General features: G+C 76.9%; 14 protein-coding genes. 6 read left to right on the top strand and 8 right to left on the bottom strand.

The genetic code is table 11. The annotated features are described in order from the left end of the window. Positions 1-76: 76 nt before the first annotated feature. Together ACI79F_RS17110 and ACI79F_RS17105 are read right to left on the bottom strand one after the other, a co-directional pair. On the bottom strand, positions 77-1,645 hold the full coding sequence (locus tag ACI79F_RS17110) for a PP2C family protein-serine/threonine phosphatase (RefSeq protein WP_456546640.1): 1,569 nt from the start codon (positions 1,643-1,645) through the stop codon (positions 77-79). A 44-nt stretch (positions 1,646-1,689) separates the two neighbouring features. Further along, on the bottom strand, positions 1,690-2,298 hold the full coding sequence (locus ACI79F_RS17105; protein ID WP_456546639.1) for a TOPRIM nucleotidyl transferase/hydrolase domain-containing protein: 609 nt from the start codon (positions 2,296-2,298) through the stop codon (positions 1,690-1,692). A 123-nt stretch (positions 2,299-2,421) separates the two neighbouring features. Here ACI79F_RS17105 and ACI79F_RS17100 point away from each other — a divergent pair, with 123 nt between their 5' ends. The 4 genes from ACI79F_RS17100 (at position 2,422) to ACI79F_RS17085 (ending at position 7,736) form a co-directional block, all read left to right on the top strand. After that, positions 2,422-3,240 carry an ABC transporter ATP-binding protein gene (locus ACI79F_RS17100; RefSeq protein ID WP_456546638.1) on the top strand — a complete coding sequence of 273 codons (819 nt, stop codon included), beginning with the start codon at positions 2,422-2,424 and terminating at the stop codon, positions 3,238-3,240. 1 nt (position 3,241) lies between these two features. Beyond that, positions 3,242-5,785 carry an ABC transporter permease gene (locus ACI79F_RS17095; protein ID WP_456546637.1) on the top strand — a complete coding sequence of 848 codons (2,544 nt, stop codon included), beginning with the start codon at positions 3,242-3,244 and terminating at the stop codon, positions 5,783-5,785. Positions 5,786-5,901: 116 nt separating this feature from the next. Continuing rightward, positions 5,902-6,321, top strand: coding sequence for a hypothetical protein (locus ACI79F_RS17090; protein ID WP_456546636.1), 420 nt, complete (start codon positions 5,902-5,904; stop codon positions 6,319-6,321). After that, positions 6,318-7,736 (top strand): ANTAR domain-containing protein, encoded by a 1,419-nt coding sequence (locus tag ACI79F_RS17085; RefSeq protein WP_456546635.1) that lies wholly within the window; start codon positions 6,318-6,320, stop codon positions 7,734-7,736. The genes ACI79F_RS17090 and ACI79F_RS17085 overlap by 4 nt, the downstream gene beginning before the upstream one ends. Positions 7,737-7,747: 11 nt before the next feature. Here the strand turns inward: ACI79F_RS17085 and ACI79F_RS17080 are convergent, their stop codons facing one another. The 3 genes from ACI79F_RS17080 to ACI79F_RS17070 form a co-directional block, all read right to left on the bottom strand. Next, positions 7,748-9,721, bottom strand: coding sequence for a CheR family methyltransferase (locus ACI79F_RS17080; protein ID WP_456546634.1), 1,974 nt, complete (start codon positions 9,719-9,721; stop codon positions 7,748-7,750). Positions 9,722-9,724: 3 nt separating this feature from the next. Next, positions 9,725-10,756 carry a chemotaxis protein CheB gene (locus ACI79F_RS17075; protein ID WP_456546633.1) on the bottom strand — a complete coding sequence of 344 codons (1,032 nt, stop codon included), beginning with the start codon at positions 10,754-10,756 and terminating at the stop codon, positions 9,725-9,727. Between the two features lie 116 nt (positions 10,757-10,872). Beyond that, entirely contained in the window at positions 10,873-11,172 is a 300-nt protein-coding gene (locus ACI79F_RS17070; protein ID WP_456546632.1) for a hypothetical protein, read from the bottom strand. 163 nt (positions 11,173-11,335) lie between these two features. Here ACI79F_RS17070 and ACI79F_RS17065 point away from each other — a divergent pair, with 163 nt between their 5' ends. Then, a complete protein-coding gene (locus ACI79F_RS17065; RefSeq protein ID WP_456546631.1) occupies positions 11,336-11,980 on the top strand; it encodes a chemotaxis protein CheB in 645 nt (214 codons plus the stop codon). A 59-nt stretch (positions 11,981-12,039) separates the two neighbouring features. Further along, entirely contained in the window at positions 12,040-12,771 is a 732-nt protein-coding gene (locus ACI79F_RS17060; protein ID WP_456546630.1) for a Crp/Fnr family transcriptional regulator, read from the top strand. 69 nt (positions 12,772-12,840) lie between these two features. Here the strand turns inward: ACI79F_RS17060 and ACI79F_RS17055 are convergent, their stop codons facing one another. The 3 genes from ACI79F_RS17055 to ACI79F_RS17045 are packed head-to-tail and all read right to left on the bottom strand — an operon-like array spanning position 12,841 to position 15,688. Next, complete coding sequence (locus ACI79F_RS17055) at positions 12,841-13,668, bottom strand: hypothetical protein (RefSeq protein WP_456546629.1); 828 nt, start codon at positions 13,666-13,668, stop codon at positions 12,841-12,843. Next, the gene (locus ACI79F_RS17050; protein ID WP_456546628.1) at positions 13,665-14,897 is read right to left on the bottom strand and encodes a hypothetical protein; all 1,233 of its coding nucleotides are present in this window, start codon (positions 14,895-14,897) and stop codon (positions 13,665-13,667) included. Before ACI79F_RS17050 ends, ACI79F_RS17055 begins: the two co-directional genes overlap by 4 nt. Then, positions 14,894-15,688, bottom strand: coding sequence for a hypothetical protein (locus tag ACI79F_RS17045; RefSeq protein ID WP_456546627.1), 795 nt, complete (start codon positions 15,686-15,688; stop codon positions 14,894-14,896). Before ACI79F_RS17045 ends, ACI79F_RS17050 begins: the two co-directional genes overlap by 4 nt. Positions 15,689-15,874: the final 186 nt, after the last annotated feature.

Raw genomic sequence — 15,874 nt, 5'->3', positions numbered from 1 at the left:
GCAGTAGTCGTCCCGGCTCGCTCCGCAGTTCCCGGCCCGCCCCGCGGTCCCCGGCAGCGTCGGCGTCGCGGCGGCGTCAGCGCGCCCAGCGGATCCCGAGCAGCACGGTGTCGTCCTGACCGCCGGCGGCGCCGAGGTCGCGCATCAGGCCGTCGAGTGCCTGCGGGAGCGGCTCCCCATCCCGCCCGGCGGCGGCGTCGCGCAGCCGCTGCAGTCCGGTGTCGAGGTCCTCCCCGCGCCGCTCGACCAGCCCGTCGGTGAACACCAGCAGCGTGCCGGCGGCCGGGACGTCGAGCACCGCGGCCGCCGCCGGGTCCGGGTCCTCCAGCCCGATCGGCCGCGCGATCCGCACCGGCAGCGACCGGGCGGAGCCGCCGGCCACCAGCACGGGCGGGAAGTGCCCGGCGCAGGCCAGGCGCACCCGGCGGGCGGCCGCATCGAGGTCGCCGATCAGCACCGTGGCGAAGCTGTGGTCGGCGCCGACGTCGAGCAGCCGGCGCAGCTTGCCCAGCACGACGTCGATGTCGTCGCCCTGCGCGAGGTAGGCGCGGACGGCGAACCGCAGCTCGGCCATCGTGGTGGCCGCCCGCAGCCCCCGCCCGGAGATGTCACCGACGACGAACACGCAGCGACCGGCCCCGCAGTCGACGACGTCGTACCAGTCGCCGCCCACGTCGAGGTCGTCCACGCCGGCGACGTAGCGGGCGGCCACCTCCAGCCCCTCGACGGCGGGGTCCCCGGGCAGCAGCGCGTGCTGCAGGGTGCCGGCGATGCCCCGCTGCTGCCGGTAGAGCCGCTCGTTCTCCGCGGCCAGCCGCTCGGCCTCGGCCCGCCGCCGGCCGATCGTGGCGGCGGTGGCGGCCGCGGCGGCGGCGAGCGCCACCCCGACGCCCAGGACGATCCACGGCAGCGCCGCCGACAGGGTCCCGGTGAGGTCGTCGGTGGCGGCGCCGACGACGGTGATCGAGGTGTCGCCGAAGGGCACCGACGTCCGCGCGGTGTCCCCGGGGACCGGCACCGGCCCGGTGCTGTACAGCAGGTCCCCGGTGTCCGTGCCGTCCCCGAGGTAGACGCCGAAGTCCAGGCCGCCGAAGGCCTCGTCCTCCGGCTGGTCCTGGATGCGGCGGTCCGGGGGCAGCGGGGTCTCCGCGTAGACGACGAGCCCCGCGGCGTCCGGGGGCGGGCGCAGGGCGTAGCCCACGCTCCCGGGGAACTCCCCCCGGATGCCGGCCACCGCCAGCTCCCCGTCGGCGGGCACGCCGGTCAGGAAGCCGGCGAAGCCGTCGTCGTCCGGGCCCGCCTGCCCCGGGCCCTCCGCCGCCACCTGCTCCACCCGGCCGTCGTCGGCGAGCCGCCACAGCGACAGCGACAGTCCCGGGGTGGCCGCCGCGCGCGCCTCGGCGAAGACCGAGAACGGCACCGGGTTCCCGCCGGTGGCGGTGGCCACCTGGGCGGCGTCGGCCAGCTGGGCGGTCAGCGCGTCGACCCCCGCGGTCAGCACCGTGCCGGCCTGCTCGACCTGCCGCTGGAGCAGGTCCTCCTCGGCGCGCATGTGCACCTGGGCGGCGAGCAGTGCCAGGACCGCCGTGACCGCCAGGATCACGGCGGCCACGGACGCGGCGACCCTGCTCGACGTGCGGCTCATGGTGATCGGAACCGTACCGGTGCGCGGACCCGCCGAACGCGCGATCAGACGGTGTCCAGGAGGCGCCGCAGGGGCGGCGGCAGCGCCGGCGGGTCGAGCCGCTCGACCAGTGCCCGCGCGTAGCGGGCCTTGCGCCCGCTCGTGGTGCCAAGGAAGCGGTGCAGCAGCACCGCCGGCGGGCGGTCGCGCTGCGCCGGCTGGCGGCGCAGCGTCGCCAGCGCCCGCTGCTCGGAGTGCTCGGCGACGACGGCCTCCACCCCGGGGACGCCCACGGCCCTGATGAGCTCGTCCTCCAGGTCGGCCACGCAGGCGAAGAAGCCCGCCGCCGCGAGCTCCGCGCGGCCGGGCACCCCCAGCGCGCGCCGGAAGAAGCCCTCCTCCGCGACGTCGTACAGGCCCCGCACCGCGATCCCGGGCGTGGCGTCGCGGACCGCCACCAGGCAGCGCCGGACGCCGGCCGCCCCGCCCATCGCGACGACCTCGACCCCCTCGGCGGCCAGGTCGCGGCCGCGTCCGCGCGCGGCCGCGAGCACCGCCTCGCGGTCGCTGACCCCCTCCACGAGCACCACCGCCCGCCGGTCCGGGACGGGCCGCCCGGCCGCGGCGCCGGGGCGGCCCGGCACCGACGGCGGCGGCGTCGCGGCGCTGGTCACCCGCCCACCGTCCCAGTCGGGACGACCGCGGTGCCATCCCTGGCGTAAGTCCCTTTCGACACGCCCGCGTCCTTCCCTACTGTCCGCCGGGCAGCCCGCCGCCGTCGCACCCCAGGAGTCACCGTGATCCCCTCCCCGCGCACCGACCAGGCGCCCCTGTTCCCGGCGGCCCGCGGCCGCTCGCTGACCAAGGTCTACGGCGAGGGCGACACCCGCGTCGTGGCCCTGGACCACATCGACGTCGACTTCGACCGGGGCCGCTTCACGGCGATCATGGGCCCGTCGGGGTCGGGCAAGTCGACGCTGATGCACTGCATGGCGGGGCTGGACTCGGTGACCGAGGGCCAGGCCTTCATCGGCGAGACCGACCTGAGCACGCTGAACGACAAGGACCTCACCGCGCTGCGGCGCGACCAGGTGGGCTTCGTCTTCCAGGCGTTCAACCTGCTCCCCACGCTGACCGCGCTGGAGAACATCACGCTGCCGATGGACATCGCCGGCCGCCGGCCCGACCGCGAGTGGCTGGACCTCGTCGTCGACACCGTCGGCCTGCGGCCGCGGCTGGCCCACCGGCCGAACGAGCTCTCCGGCGGCCAGCAGCAGCGGGTGGCCTGCGCCCGCGCGCTCGCCGGCCGGCCGGCGATCGTCTTCGCCGACGAGCCCACCGGCAACCTGGACTCCCGCGCCGGCGCGGACATCCTGGACTTCCTCCGCCGCTCGGTGCACGAGATGGGCCAGACCATCGTGATGGTCACCCACGACCCGATGGCGGCCAGCTACGCCGACCGGGTGCTGTTCCTGGCGGACGGGCGGCTGGTCGACGAGATGCTCGAGCCGACCGCCGACCGGGTCCTGGAGCGGATGAAGGCCTTCGAGCCGGAGACCTCGACCGCCCCGCCCGCCGAGCAGACCGCCGACCAGGCCGCGGCGGGGACGCACTGACATGTGGCGCACCACCTGGCGCAACCTGCTGGCGCACAAGGTGCGCCTCGCGCTGTCCGGGCTGGCGATCGTGCTCGGCGTCGCCTTCGTCGCCGGCACGCTGATCTTCACCGACACGCTGAGCAAGACCTTCAACGACCTGTTCCGCACCACCTCGGCCGACGTGAACGTCTCGCGCGCCGCCGCCTTCGACCAGGGCCTGGCGGGCACCGGTGAGGGCGGCACCGCCTCCTACGTCCCCGCCGACCTGGTCGACGAGATCGCCGGCGTCGACGGCGTCGCGGCCGTCGAGGGCTACGTGCAGACCGAGGGCGTGTACGTCCTCGACCGCGACGGCGACGTCATCGACACCGGCGGCGCCCCCGGCCTGGGCATCAACTGGAACACCGAGGAGTCCGTCTCGCCGAACACGCTCGTCGACGGGCGGCCGGCGACCGGCCCCGGCGAGGTCATGATCGACACCAACGCCGCCGAGGAGACCGGCTACCGGGTCGGCGACACGATCGCGCTGCTCACGCCGGGCCCGCGGATCGAGGCCGAGCTGGTCGGCACGTTCCGGTTCGGCGACTCCGGCGGCCTGGCGGGGGCGACGCTGACCGCCTTCGACACCGAGACCGCGCAGGAGCTGCTCACCGCCCCGGGCCAGTTCAGCGGGATCGGCGTCGCCGCCGCCGACGGCGTCAGCGCCGACGAGCTGGCCACGCGGGTGGCGGCGGAGGTCGGCGACGACTACGACGTGAAGACGGCGACCGAGCAGGCCGACACCCTCGCCTCGGACTTCTCCGAGGGGCTGGCGTTCTTCAACGTCTTCCTGCTCGTCTTCGCCGGCATCGCCCTGTTCGTCGGCGCGTTCATCATCGTCAACACCTTCTCGATGCTGGTCGCGCAGCGGACCCGCGAGCTGGCCCTGCTGCGGGCGCTGGGGGCCAGCCGGGCCCAGGTGACCCGCTCGGTCCTCGGCGAGGCGCTGGTCCTCGGCGTGCTCGGCTCCGCGCTGGGCCTGGCCGCCGGCTACGGCATCGCCGCGGGCCTGCGCGCGCTGTTCGGCTCCTTCGGGCTGACCCTCGACGGAGCCCTGGTGTTCGCCGCCGACACGGTGCTGTGGAGCTTCGTCGTCGGCATCGGCATCACCGTGCTGGCCGCCTACCTGCCGGCCCGGCGCGCGGCGCGGACGCCGCCGGTCGCCGCCATGCGCGACGACGTCGTCACCGCCGAGCGCGGCCTGCGCCGGCGGACGGTCGTCGGCGCCGTGCTGGCCGGCGCCGGCGTCCTCGCGCTGGTCGCCGGGACGGTGGTGGACGACGGCAGCGACGCGGCGTCGCTGGTCGGGCTGGGCGCCCTCGCGCTCGTCATCGGCGCGACGGCGCTGAGCCCGGTGCTGGCCCGCCCCTTCCTCCGGGTGGTCGGCAGCGTGCTCCCGCGGGTGTGGGGGACGACGGGCCACCTGGCGCGGGAGAACGCGATCCGCAACCCGCGGCGCACCGCCGCCACGGCCTCGGCGCTGATGATCGGCCTGGCCCTGGTCAGCGCGTTCAGCGTGATCGGGGCGTCGACCAACAAGAGCATCGACGCGCTCATCGCCGGCTCGGTGCGCGCCGAGTTCGTCGTCTCCAGCGCGGTCGGGCTGCCGTTCAGCCCCGACATCGCCACCGACGTGGCCGGGATCGACGGCGTCGACCAGGTCATGCCGATGCGCTGGGGGCAGGTGCAGCTCGACGGGGACACCGTGCTGCTCTCCGCCGTCGACCCGGCCGGGCTGGACCGGAGCATCGAGCTGACCTGGCTCGGCGGCGGCTCCGACGGCCTGGCCGGCGACGGGCTCGCCGTCGACGAGCAGACCGCCCAGGACCGCGGCTGGTCCGTCGGCGACACGGTGACGGCGCTGAGCGTCGACGGCCGGGAGCGCGACCTCGTCCTCGGCGGGGTGTACGAGGCCAACCAGGTGGTGGGCGCGACGCTGGTGTCGCTGGACACGCACGCCGCGCTCGGCGGCGTCGCCCAGGACCGGTTCGTGTACGTCGACCTGGCCGACGGGGTGGCCCCGGCCGACGTCCGGCCGGCGATGGAGGACGCGCTCGCCGCCTACCCCGTCGTCGACCTCAAGGACCAGGGCGAGTTCTCCGACGAGCAGAAGGGCCAGGTCGACCAACTGCTGCTGCTCATCAACGCCATGCTCGTGCTGTCGGTGGTGATCGCCGCCCTGGGCATCGTCAACACCCTGGCGATGTCGGTGATCGAGCGGACCCGGGAGATCGGCCTGCTCCGGGCCGTGGGCCTCGGCCGGGGCCAGCTGCGCCGGATGGTGCGGCTGGAGGCGGTCGTGATCTCGGTGTACGGGGCGGTCCTGGGCCTGGTGCTGGGCACCCTGTTCGGCGTCGCGCTCAGCCGCGCGCTGGCCGACCAGGGGATCAGCGAGCTGTCCGTGCCCGTCGGGCGGCTGGCGCTGTTCCTGCTGATCGCCGCGGTCATCGGCGTGCTGGCCGCGGTCGGCCCCGCCCGGCGGGCGGCCCGGCTGCAGGTGCTCGACGCGATCGCCCGCGCCTGACCGGCCGGCCGTCGTCCCGGGCGCGCGGCACGGCCGCGCGCCCGGGACGCGGGGACCTCGCGCGCGGGCCGCCGATGTGGTCAGCTCTTGGGGAGCGCGGGGCGGAGGTGCCTGCCATGGAGCCACGGGACGCGGGCGCGGAGGCGGCCGAGCGGGCCGCGTCGGCGGGACGCAGGACGAGGGAGATCGCCGAGCGGCTGACCCGGCTGGCCGCGGACCGGCCGGCGGAGGCCGCCGACGTGCGCGACGCCCGGGAGCACGCCGAGGAGGCGCGGCAGCGGGCCGAGGAGTCCCTGCAGCGGGCGTTGGCCGGGCACGAGCGGTCGGCCCGCAGCCACGAACGGGCCGCGCAGGCGCACGAGGAGGCGGCCCGCCGCGGCGTCGGGGACCCGGCCGAGCACGCCCGCCACGCGGCCCGGCACCGCCGGGACGCCCAGGCCGATCGCGACGAGGCGGCCGTCGAGCGCGACCGCTCCCGCGACCGCGCCGGCGGGCCGGACGGCGACGGGACCGCCTCCCCCGGGGCGGCGCCGTGAGCACCGGCGCGCCCGGCGCCGCCGACCCGCTGCAGCCAGACCTCGGGCCGCTCGCGGAGCTGCTGCGCGGGCTGCCGGAGGGCCGGGCCACGGCCGAGCAGGTGCTGGCCGAGCTGGCCGAGGTGCAGGTCGCCCACGAGGAGCTGCGCGTCGCCGAGGAGGAGATGCGCACCCAGCAGGAGCAGATCGCCCACCTGCTGCTGCAGCACGACGCCGAGCGCCGGTGGCGGGGCCAGGTGTCGGCGCTGCTGCCGGTCGGGCTGTGCGTCACCGACGGCAACGGCGGGCTGGCCGAGGCCAACCCCGCGTTCGCCGCGCACCTCGGGGCGCCCCTGCAGCGGCTGCGCGGCAAGCCGCTGAGCGTGTTCCTCGACCCGGGTGACGTGCGGGCCTTCCGGGCCGCGCTGCGGGAGCTCGGCTCGGGGGCGGAGCTGGAACGGCGCCTGACCGTCACCGTGCGGCCGCGGCGGCTCACCCCCGGGCGGGCGCAGCTGTTCGGGTTCGCCGAGAACGCGGGCGGCCCCCGGTCGGCGGTGCGCATCCAGTGGGTCCTGGTGCCGCTCGAGGCCCCCGCCCGCGAGCCGGAGCCCGACGCCGGCGCCCCGGACGCCCCGGACGCCGCGGACGCCGCGGACGCCCCGGACGCCGCACCCTCCGGGTCGCCGGACGACGCCCCGGCCGACGAGCAGCCGATCCCGGCGGCGCAGGTGATCGGGCTGGCCTCGGCGCTGTCGGAGCTGTCCGCGCTGCCGGTCGGCGAGATCGACCGGCGGCGCCTGCTGAGCCGGATGGCGGTGCTCATCCGCGGCGCCGTGCCCGCCGCGGACTGGGTCAGCATCACGATGGGCAACCCGCTGGAGCCGCAGCGCCTGGGCAGCGACTCGGTCGAGGCACAGACCTTCGACGGGCTGCAGGTGCAGGCCGGCCAGGGGCCCTGCTGGGAGGCCTACCGGTCGGGGACCGTCGTCGTCGCCCGCGACGTGACCGCGGACCCGCGCTGGCCGCACCTGGCGAAGCTGGCGGCCGGCGGGGCGGTGCGCAGCGTCCTCGCCGTCCCGGTGCAGGAGGAGCACACGTCCGGCGCGGTCAACGTCTACTCCGGGCAACCGGCCGCGTTCGGCTCCGCCGGCCGGCGGATCGCCGAGCTGGCCGCGGCCGCCGTGGCCGGCGTCCTGCAGACCGTCGCCGAGCGCGAGGCCATGGAGCAGCTGGCGGCCAACCTGGAGCGGGCCCTCACCTCGCGGGCCGTGATCGACCAGGCGAAGGGGATGATCATGGCGCGGCTGGGGGTGGACGCCGACGACGCCTTCGCGCGGCTGGTGAACCTCAGCTCCCGGCTCAACGTCAAGGTGCGCGACCTGGCCGCGCTCGTCGTGGAGGGCCACGTCGACGACGTGCTGCACGCCGCCGACTGAGCCGGCACCGCTCAGCCGTCGGCCGGGTCCATCAGCACCACGGCGCCGCCGCGCTCACCCGGCGCGTGCTGGAACGCGCTCACGGTCACCCGCACCCGCACCTGGCGGCCGCGCCGGTTGACCGCGTCCAGCTCCAGCGTCTCGTGCGGCTCGCCCTCCCCGAGGACCTGCCGCCGCAGCAGCGGCTGCAGCTCGACCACGGGCAGGCCGATGTCGAGCGCCAGCAGGTGCTGGGCGCGGACCTCGTCCTCCCGCATGCCCCAGAGGTCCTCGGCCGCGTCGTTCCAGGCGAGCACCCGCAGCTCCGGGTCGACGACGACCACCCCGACCCGGAAGCTGCCGAGCACCCCGGCCATGAACCGGTTGAGGGACCCGAGCTCGTCGGTGGTGCTGCGCAGCTCCTCGTTGGTCGAGTGGAGCTCGTCGTTCATCGACTGCAGCTCCTCGTTCATCGTCTCGAGTTCCTCGTTGGTCGACTGCAGCTCCTCGTTGGTCGTCTCCAGCTCCTCGACCGTCGACTGCAGCTCCTCGTTGGTGGTCTCGAGCTCCTCGTTGGTCGACTGCAGCTCCTCGTAGGCGGTCTCGAGCTGGCGGTTGGCGTACTCCAGCTCCTGCCGCAGCCGGCTGAACTGGGTCACGTCCTCGAAGGTGACGGTGCTGCCCAGGAAGGTGCTGTCCTCCCGGTACAGCGGGATGACCTGGACGTCGAACACGTCGGGCTCCTGGCCCGGGCGCCGGCGCTCCACCCCGCGCACCTGCACCGGCGCCCGGTTGCCCCGGGCCTCGGTCAGCGCGGTCCGCAGCTCGACGGGCCGGTAGGAGATCTCCAGGTCCTGGATGGGCCGGCCGACGTCGCGGCCGTCGACGCCGAGCGCCCGCTCGGCCTGCCGGTTGACCATGGCCAGGCGGCCGTCCGCGTCGAGCGCCAGCTGGGCCGTCGGCGCGGCGAGCATCGCCTCGCGCCGCAGCCGCGACAGCTCGCCCTCGGCGGCGCCGAGGCCCTCCCGGGCGACCGTGACCACGGGACGCCGCTCGGCTCCCGGCTGCCCCTCCCGCTTGCGGAAGAAGCGCCGGCTGAGGTCCACGGGGGCGAACAGCTGCCCGTGCGACAGCAGCATCTCCGCCTTGCCGAGGAACAGCAGGCCCTCGGGGTTGAGCGCGAAGTGCAGCCGGCCGAGGATCCGGCTCTGCGTCTCGGCGTTGAAGTACATGAGGGTGTTGCGGCACAGCAGCAGGTCCACGTGCGAGATCGGCGCGTCCTGCACGAGGTCGTTGCGGCCGAAGATCACCGAGCGGCGCAGGTCCTTGCGGAAGGCGAACCGGGCGCCCTCGGGCTGGAAGTACTCCTCGACCTGCGCCGCGGTCAGGCCGGCCAGCTCGCGTTCGGTGAACACCGCCTGCCGCGCCTGGGCCAGCGCCTCCTCGTCGACGTCGGTGGCGTAGATCTTCACCCGCTGCCGGAACGGCTCGGCGCCCAGCGCCTCGGCCAGCAGGATGGCCAGGCTGTAGGCCTCCTGCCCCGACGCCGAGCCGGCGCTCCACACCCGGATCGTCGGCCCGGCCGCGGCCAGCACCTGTGGCAGCAGCCGGTCCCGCAGGTGCTCCCACGCGGGCCGGTCGCGGAAGAAGCTGGTCACGTTGATCAGCACCGTGTTGAACAGCGGCGTGAACTCCTCGGGGTGCACCTCGAGGAAGTCCTGGTACTCCGCCCACGAGCCGATGCCGACCTCGGCCATCCGCCGCTGCACCCGGCGCACGAGGCTGGGGCGCTTGTAGCCGGTGAAGTCGAACCCGCGCCGCTCGCGCAGGAACAGCAGCAGCGACTCGAACGCGGGGTCGGGCCCGAGGGCCGCCGGTCCCGCGGCGTCGTCGTCGGCGTCCTCCTCGGCGGGGTCCGGGGGCACGAGGACGCGACCGTCCCCGTCCGCCTCCGGGCCGGCTCCCGGGAACCGCTCCTCCGGGGTGACCTCGTCGTCCGCGCTCACCGGTCAGGCCCCTTCCGCGTCGTCGGGGAGCCCCTCGCCGTCGAGCTCGCCCTGCTGCAGCAGCCGGCGCAGCAGCGCGGCGGCGTGCAGGGCCTCGTCGTGCCGTCGCCGGAACGTCTGGGCGCTGAGCCGGTGGCCGCCGGCCTCCGCCCGCTCCCCCATCCGCAGGCTGAGCGTCGCCCGCTCCTCGAGTCCGCGCAGGGCCATCCACAGCGCGCTCTCCAGGGCCTGGGACTGCTCGGCCGCCAGCGCCTCGGGCGACCAGGCGTGCCCGACCCGGCAGCGGAACCGCTCCATCCCGCCCTCGGTGATCGAGAACAGGGCTCCGTGGCAGGTGGGGCAGCCGAAGCCCGACGGCGTGCCGGGGCGGTCGTCGGCGTCCACAGCTTCGGCGTCCAGGTTGGCCATCGCCGTCTCCGTGTCCATCAATTCGCTGGGCGGGGGCTCGTCGACGTCGCCGACGTCCTCGGCCAGCAGCTCGGTCAGCACCGCCGCCATCTTGTCGGCGGGCAGGACGTGCTCGGCCCCGCCCACCTCGACGGCGTGCCGCGGCATGCTCGGGTAGAGCGCGTCCTCCGGGTCCTGCGCCACGCCGACCCCCCCGCGGGACCGGACGGCGATCATGCCGGCGGTGCCGTCGTCGAGCGCGCCGGACAGCACCACGGCCACCACCCGCCGGCCGGCGGCGCGGGCGGCGGAGCGGAACAGCACGTCGACCGCCGGCCGGTGGCTGTTCTCCCGCGGGCCGCGGGTCAGCCGCACGCGCCCGTCGCTGACCATCAGGTGCCGGTCGGGCACCGCGACGAGCACGGTCCCCGGTTCCAGCCGGTCCCCGTCGGCGGCGGCCCGCACGGGCAGGTCGCAGACCCGGTCGAGGATGGCCGGCAGGGCGCTGCGGGCGGTCGACGGCATGTGCAGGACGACCAGGACGGCGGCCGGGAACCCCAGCGGCAGGTGGCGCAGCATCTGCCGCAGCGCCTCGACCCCGCCGGCCGAGGCGCCGACCACCACCAGGTCACGTCGCGTGCCGGCCACGATCGACCACCCCCTGCCCGTCACTGCTCCGACCGGGGCACCGGCGAGGCGTGCAGGAACCGTAGCGCCGGGGAGCGCCGGGGGAGTGCCCGGGCGCGCGCGCATCGGATCGCCGGTCAGCCCTCCCGCCGGAGCAGGCTCTCCCCCACCGAGCGCCGGTAGGGCACGCGGGGCACCCGGTCGGCCTCGGGCAGGTCGTCGAGCTCCTCGTTGAGCGCGTGCGCCAGCACGTTGTACTCACCGGCCGGGATCTCGAGCACGCCGTGCAGGTGCGCCTCGACCGAGACCTCGTCGAGGTTCCCGCCCAGCGCCAGGTAGCGCAGCCACGCCGTGCGGCTCGTCAGGCCGGTGAGCCGCAGCGCGGCGAGCAGGGGGCCCGCGTCGGCGGCAGAGCCGTCGTCGGGGTCCTGCGCCATCGTCCGCCGCCCTCCGGGTCGTGCGCGGAGCCGCCCGGCCGCCCGGACCGGTGCATCCGTTGCAGGCTCCCGAGTCTAGGTCCGCGCCGGGGGGACGGCACGCCCGTCCGCCCGGACGCGGATCTCTGTGTCAGGTACCTGACACAGGCGTAGGCTCCTCCGGGTGGAGGCGCGGTCGGCGGCACCGGCGGGGCCGATCGACGTCGTCGTCCTGGCCGCGTCCGCGGGCGGGCTGCGGGCCCTCCGGCGGATCGTCCCCGCGCTGCCCGCCGGCTTCCCCGCGGCCGTCCTCGTGGTGCAGCACCGGCGGGCCGGCGCCGCGGAGCTGCTGACGCCCCTGCTCCGGTCCTCCGCCGCGCTGCCGGTGCGGACCGCCACCGACGGACCGCTCCAGCCGGGGGTCACCGTGCTGCCGGCGGGCCTGTCCGCCGAGCTGTCGCCGGCCGGCGGCCTGACGCTGCGGCCGGCGCCGCCGAACCGCACGGCCGACGTCGCGCTGACCTCCGCCGCGGCCGCGTTCGGGCCGCGGGTGCTCGCGGTCGTCCTGACCGGCCGGCTGGACGACGGCGCGGCCGGGGTGCGGGCGGTCCGCCGGGCCGGCGGCCGCGTCCTGGCACAGGACCCGGCCGACGCGGAGGCGCCCGGCATGCCCAGCGCGGCCCTGGCGACCGGGTGCGTGGAGCACGTGCTCCCGCTCTCGCACGTCGCGCCGGCGCTGGTGGCCTACACGATGGCGCCCGGCGCCGCCGACCTGCTCGCCGTCCCCCCGACCCCGTGGGCGCGCCTCGGGGCCGGCTCGTCCGCATGACGCCCTGACCGCCGGGTACCCGGACCCGGAACGCCCGAGCCCCCCGAGACAGGCGGCGCATGTCCCTCCCCACCGGCTCCCCCGCCCCGGACCCGCGCCACAACCTCCTGCTGCGCGGCCTCCCCGAGCAGGAGTACCAGCGGCTGCTCGGGCTCGCCGAGCCGGTGGACCTCGGGCTGCGCGACCAGGTGCTGACCCGCGGCGAGCCGATCGAGCACGTCTACTTCCCGGTGGACTCGGTCCTGTCGCTGCTGGCCGCCGCCGAGGAGGACGCGGCGGTGGAGGTGGCGACCATCGGCTACGAGGGCATGGCCGGCCTGCCGGTCTTCCTGGGGACGGTCGCCTCCCCCAACGACGCGCTGTGCCAGGTCCCGGGCCGCGCGCTGCGGCTGACGGCTCCCGCGTTGCGCCGCTTCCTGGACTCCGACGGCGCCCTGCACGAGGTCCTGCACCGCTTCACGCACGCGACGATGGTCATGCTCGCCCAGAACGTGGCCTGCAACCGGCTGCACGCCACCGAGGAGCGCTGCGCCCGGTGGCTGCTGCAGACCCGCGACCGGGTGGGCGGCGACGAGTTCCCGCTCACCCAGGAGTTCCTGGCCCAGATGCTCGGCGTCCGCCGCGGCACGGTCTCGATCACCGCCGGCGTCCTGCAGCAGGCGGGCATGATCCACTACACCCGCGGGCGGATCACCGTGCTCGACGCCGAGGCCCTGCACCGCACCGCCTGCGGCTGCTACGACCTGATCCAGGCCGAGTTCGCGCGGCTCTCCGGGGCGCCGGAGGCCTGAGCCGGGCCGCCCCGGCCTGGTCCGGCCTGGTCCGGCCTGGTCCGGCCTGGTCCGGCCCCCCGGCCGGCGTCAGGAGCCGCTCAGCTCCTGCCCGGTCAGCCCCGCGATCAGCCGGCCGTAGTCCAGCCCCAGCTCGGCGGCGTCGCCGGGCTCGAAGTGCTCGACCTCGATCTCCGCCAGCCGGTCGTCGCCGGTGGGTCCGGGGCGGCCGGTCCCGCCGGGGACCAGCAGGTGCACGCGCTGCAGCGCCGCGGTGCCCAGGGCCCGGTCGAGGGCGGCGGCGTCGTCCTGGAACTCGCCGTCGGTGACCGAGGCCAGCCCCGTCGCCGCGCAGTCCTCCGACTCCAGCAGGGAGGAGACGCCCTCGACCACCCGCACCAGGACCGTCCCGTCGACGCCGGGCACGGGCTCGGGGACGTCGTCGTCCGGGAGGTCGCGCACCGCGGTGGGCGGGAGGGCGACGGCCATCGCGCCGTCGTAGGTGACGACGAGGACCAGGTCGTCGGGGCGCAGCGCGCGGCGGGAGAACTCGATCAGGTCGCCCAGCGCGGCCGTGCGCTCGTCGGCGTGCGCGCGCATCGAGCTCGAGACGTCGCTGGCCAGCACCACGCAGGCCCGGCCGGCCAGCTGGCGGCCGCCGGCCAGGTCGGCCTGGTCGAGCCGCTCGGGGTCGTCGGACGGGCCCGACGTGGGCCCGTCCCAGGTCGCCAGGAGCACCGCGAGGCCGGCCAGCGCGAGCAGCAGCGGCACCAGCCAGCCCGGCAGGCGGCGGTCCCGGTGCACCCCGGCCGCGCGGCGGACCGGGACCCGGCGCACGGCGGGGACGCCGAACCGGCTGTCGAACTCGAAGGGCCGGACGAGCCGGGCCAGCGCCGCCCGCAGCCGCCCGCGCCTCACGGCGTGCCCGCCGGGGTCGCGCCGGGGGCCTCCCACCGCGGCGCGGGGACCGGGGCGGGGCCGGCCGGGGTGAGGTGCCGCTCGAGCCGGGCCAGCCGCTGCTCGTAGTCCCGGTGCAGCGCGTCCGGGGTCCGGTCGCCGAGACGGCGGGCCAGGTCGTCGGCGAGGGCCGCCGCCCGGGCCGAGCGCTCACCGGGGTCGGCCAGCAGCAGCTCCCGCATGCCCTCGTGGTGGCCCAGGGCGGCCCGCAGCTGCGCCCGCTCCCCCATGACCGAGAGGTTCTCCAGCAGCCGGCGGGACCGGCGCTCGGGCCGCGCCGTCGCGCTGAGGAAGCGGACGTAGAGCCACTTCACCTGCGCGTTGCGCACGGCGGCCCGGTACTCCGCGGCGCCGGGGGTGTACATGCCGTAGGCCAGCGCGAGCGCCGCGCACACGTTGAGCAGCACGATGCCGGCGATGACGCCGAAGGCGGCCAGCAGCAGCAGGTCGTCGTGCTCCCCGTCGTTGAGCCCGAGGCCGCCGCCGAGGCCGGCGCCCAGCCCGCCGAGCCCCAGGAACAGGCCCGCGATGCCCAGCGCGGCCAGCGGCCCGGCCAGGCGCAGCACGGCCCGCTTGCGCCGCTTCACCGGGCCGGTGAGCGCCTCCAGGCGGCGGGCGGCGTCCGCGGCCGCGGCGTCCGCGCCGTCGTCCCGCGTGGGGTCCGGCGCGCGGTGCGGCTCGCGGTCGGGCTCACGGTCCGGAGCGGTCACCGACCCGAGGTCCCAGTGGGCGAGCACCTTGGCGCTGACCAGCAGGGTCACGCTGATCACCAGTGGCAGCGTGAAGCTGGCCCGCTGCGGCAGGTTGGCCGCGCGCAGGATCGCGTTGACCCCCAGGTAGTCCGCCGCCGTCAGCACCGCCATGACCAGCAGCAGGGTGGGCAGCGACCAGGCGGCGCCGCGGGGCGGCACGGCGGCGGCGTGCCGGTCGGCCCGGCGGGCGGCGTCCACCGCGCTCGACAGCGCGGCCAGGAACTGGGTGCTGGACGTCGTCCACTGGGCGACCTTGCGGCGCTGGCGCCGGCCGCGGCCGCCGAGCGGGACCAGCAGCGCGCTCAGGGCGCGCAGCGAGCCCTGGACCGCCTCGGCGCCCAGCGCGTTGGGCACCGGGTCCGGGCCGCCGCCGCGGGCGGGCGGCTGGCGGTCGCGCGGCGCGCCGTTGAGCGCCTGGTCCTCCGAGACGGTGCTCACGGCGTCACCTGGCCGGCGACGTAGGGCGTGAAGCGCACGACCGGCGTGGCGCCCGCCTGGGTGAGCACCAGGCTCCACGCATCCCGCAGCTGGGTGGCGGCGGCGCTGTCCAGGCCGTTGCCGGCCAGCCGCCCGACGCCGTAGAGCTCGACGGTGACCCCGGGCAGCGACAGCGGGAGGTCGGTCCGCCCGACGTTCATGCCGTCGGAGGTGGCGACGATGCGCGCCGGGACGCCGGCCGGCAGCCGGCCGCTGACGGCGATGAGCGCGCCGTACAGGTCCGACCCGTGGCGCATGTCCCGCTCCGGGTAGGCCTCCACCACGGCGTCGGTCACCGCGGTGACCAGGTTGGCCGTCGCCTGCTCGCGGGCGTCCTCGTCGTTGACGAGCGGGACGAGCGCGGGGCAGTCCAGCACCGTGGTCAGGTCCGTGGCCGAGGCGCCGACCACGCTCACGGTGAGGCTGGCCCGCCCGGCGACGGCGTCGGTGACGAGGGCCTCGATCTGCGGGCCCAGCTCCGCCATGGTCGCGGCGCCGCTGTCGCTGACGTCGGCCAGGTACTCGTCGTGCCGCTGCGGCTGCTCGCCGCCGGCGAGCCGGGCGGTGACGGTGCGGGGGCAGTCGGGGGACCCGGCGGCCGCGGCGGGCTCGGGGTCGGTGCCGCAGCCGGCGAGCAGTCCCGCGGTGAGCAGACCGACCGCCACCGCGGCCGCGGGCGCCCCCCGCGACCGGCGGCCGGCCACCGCGGGCGGCGCCCCGCCCGCGGCCGTGTCCTGGACGTGCTCCGGCATGGGCCCGTTCCCCTCGTCCGCGGATGCGCTAGGGCGGCCCCTGCCGGGCGCTCCGGACGCTGCGCCGCCCGGGCGCGCCGACGAGGGCCGGCCCCGGCCTGACGGGTGCGGTGCCGACGAGGTGCCGGATCGGGGCGTCCGGCAGCGCGGGCGACCGGCCGGCCGGCGCCGGCCGCCGCGGCGGTC

The organism is Blastococcus sp. SYSU D00868, assembly GCF_054050575.1.
This window is presented reverse-complemented; position numbering and strand designations above follow the sequence as displayed.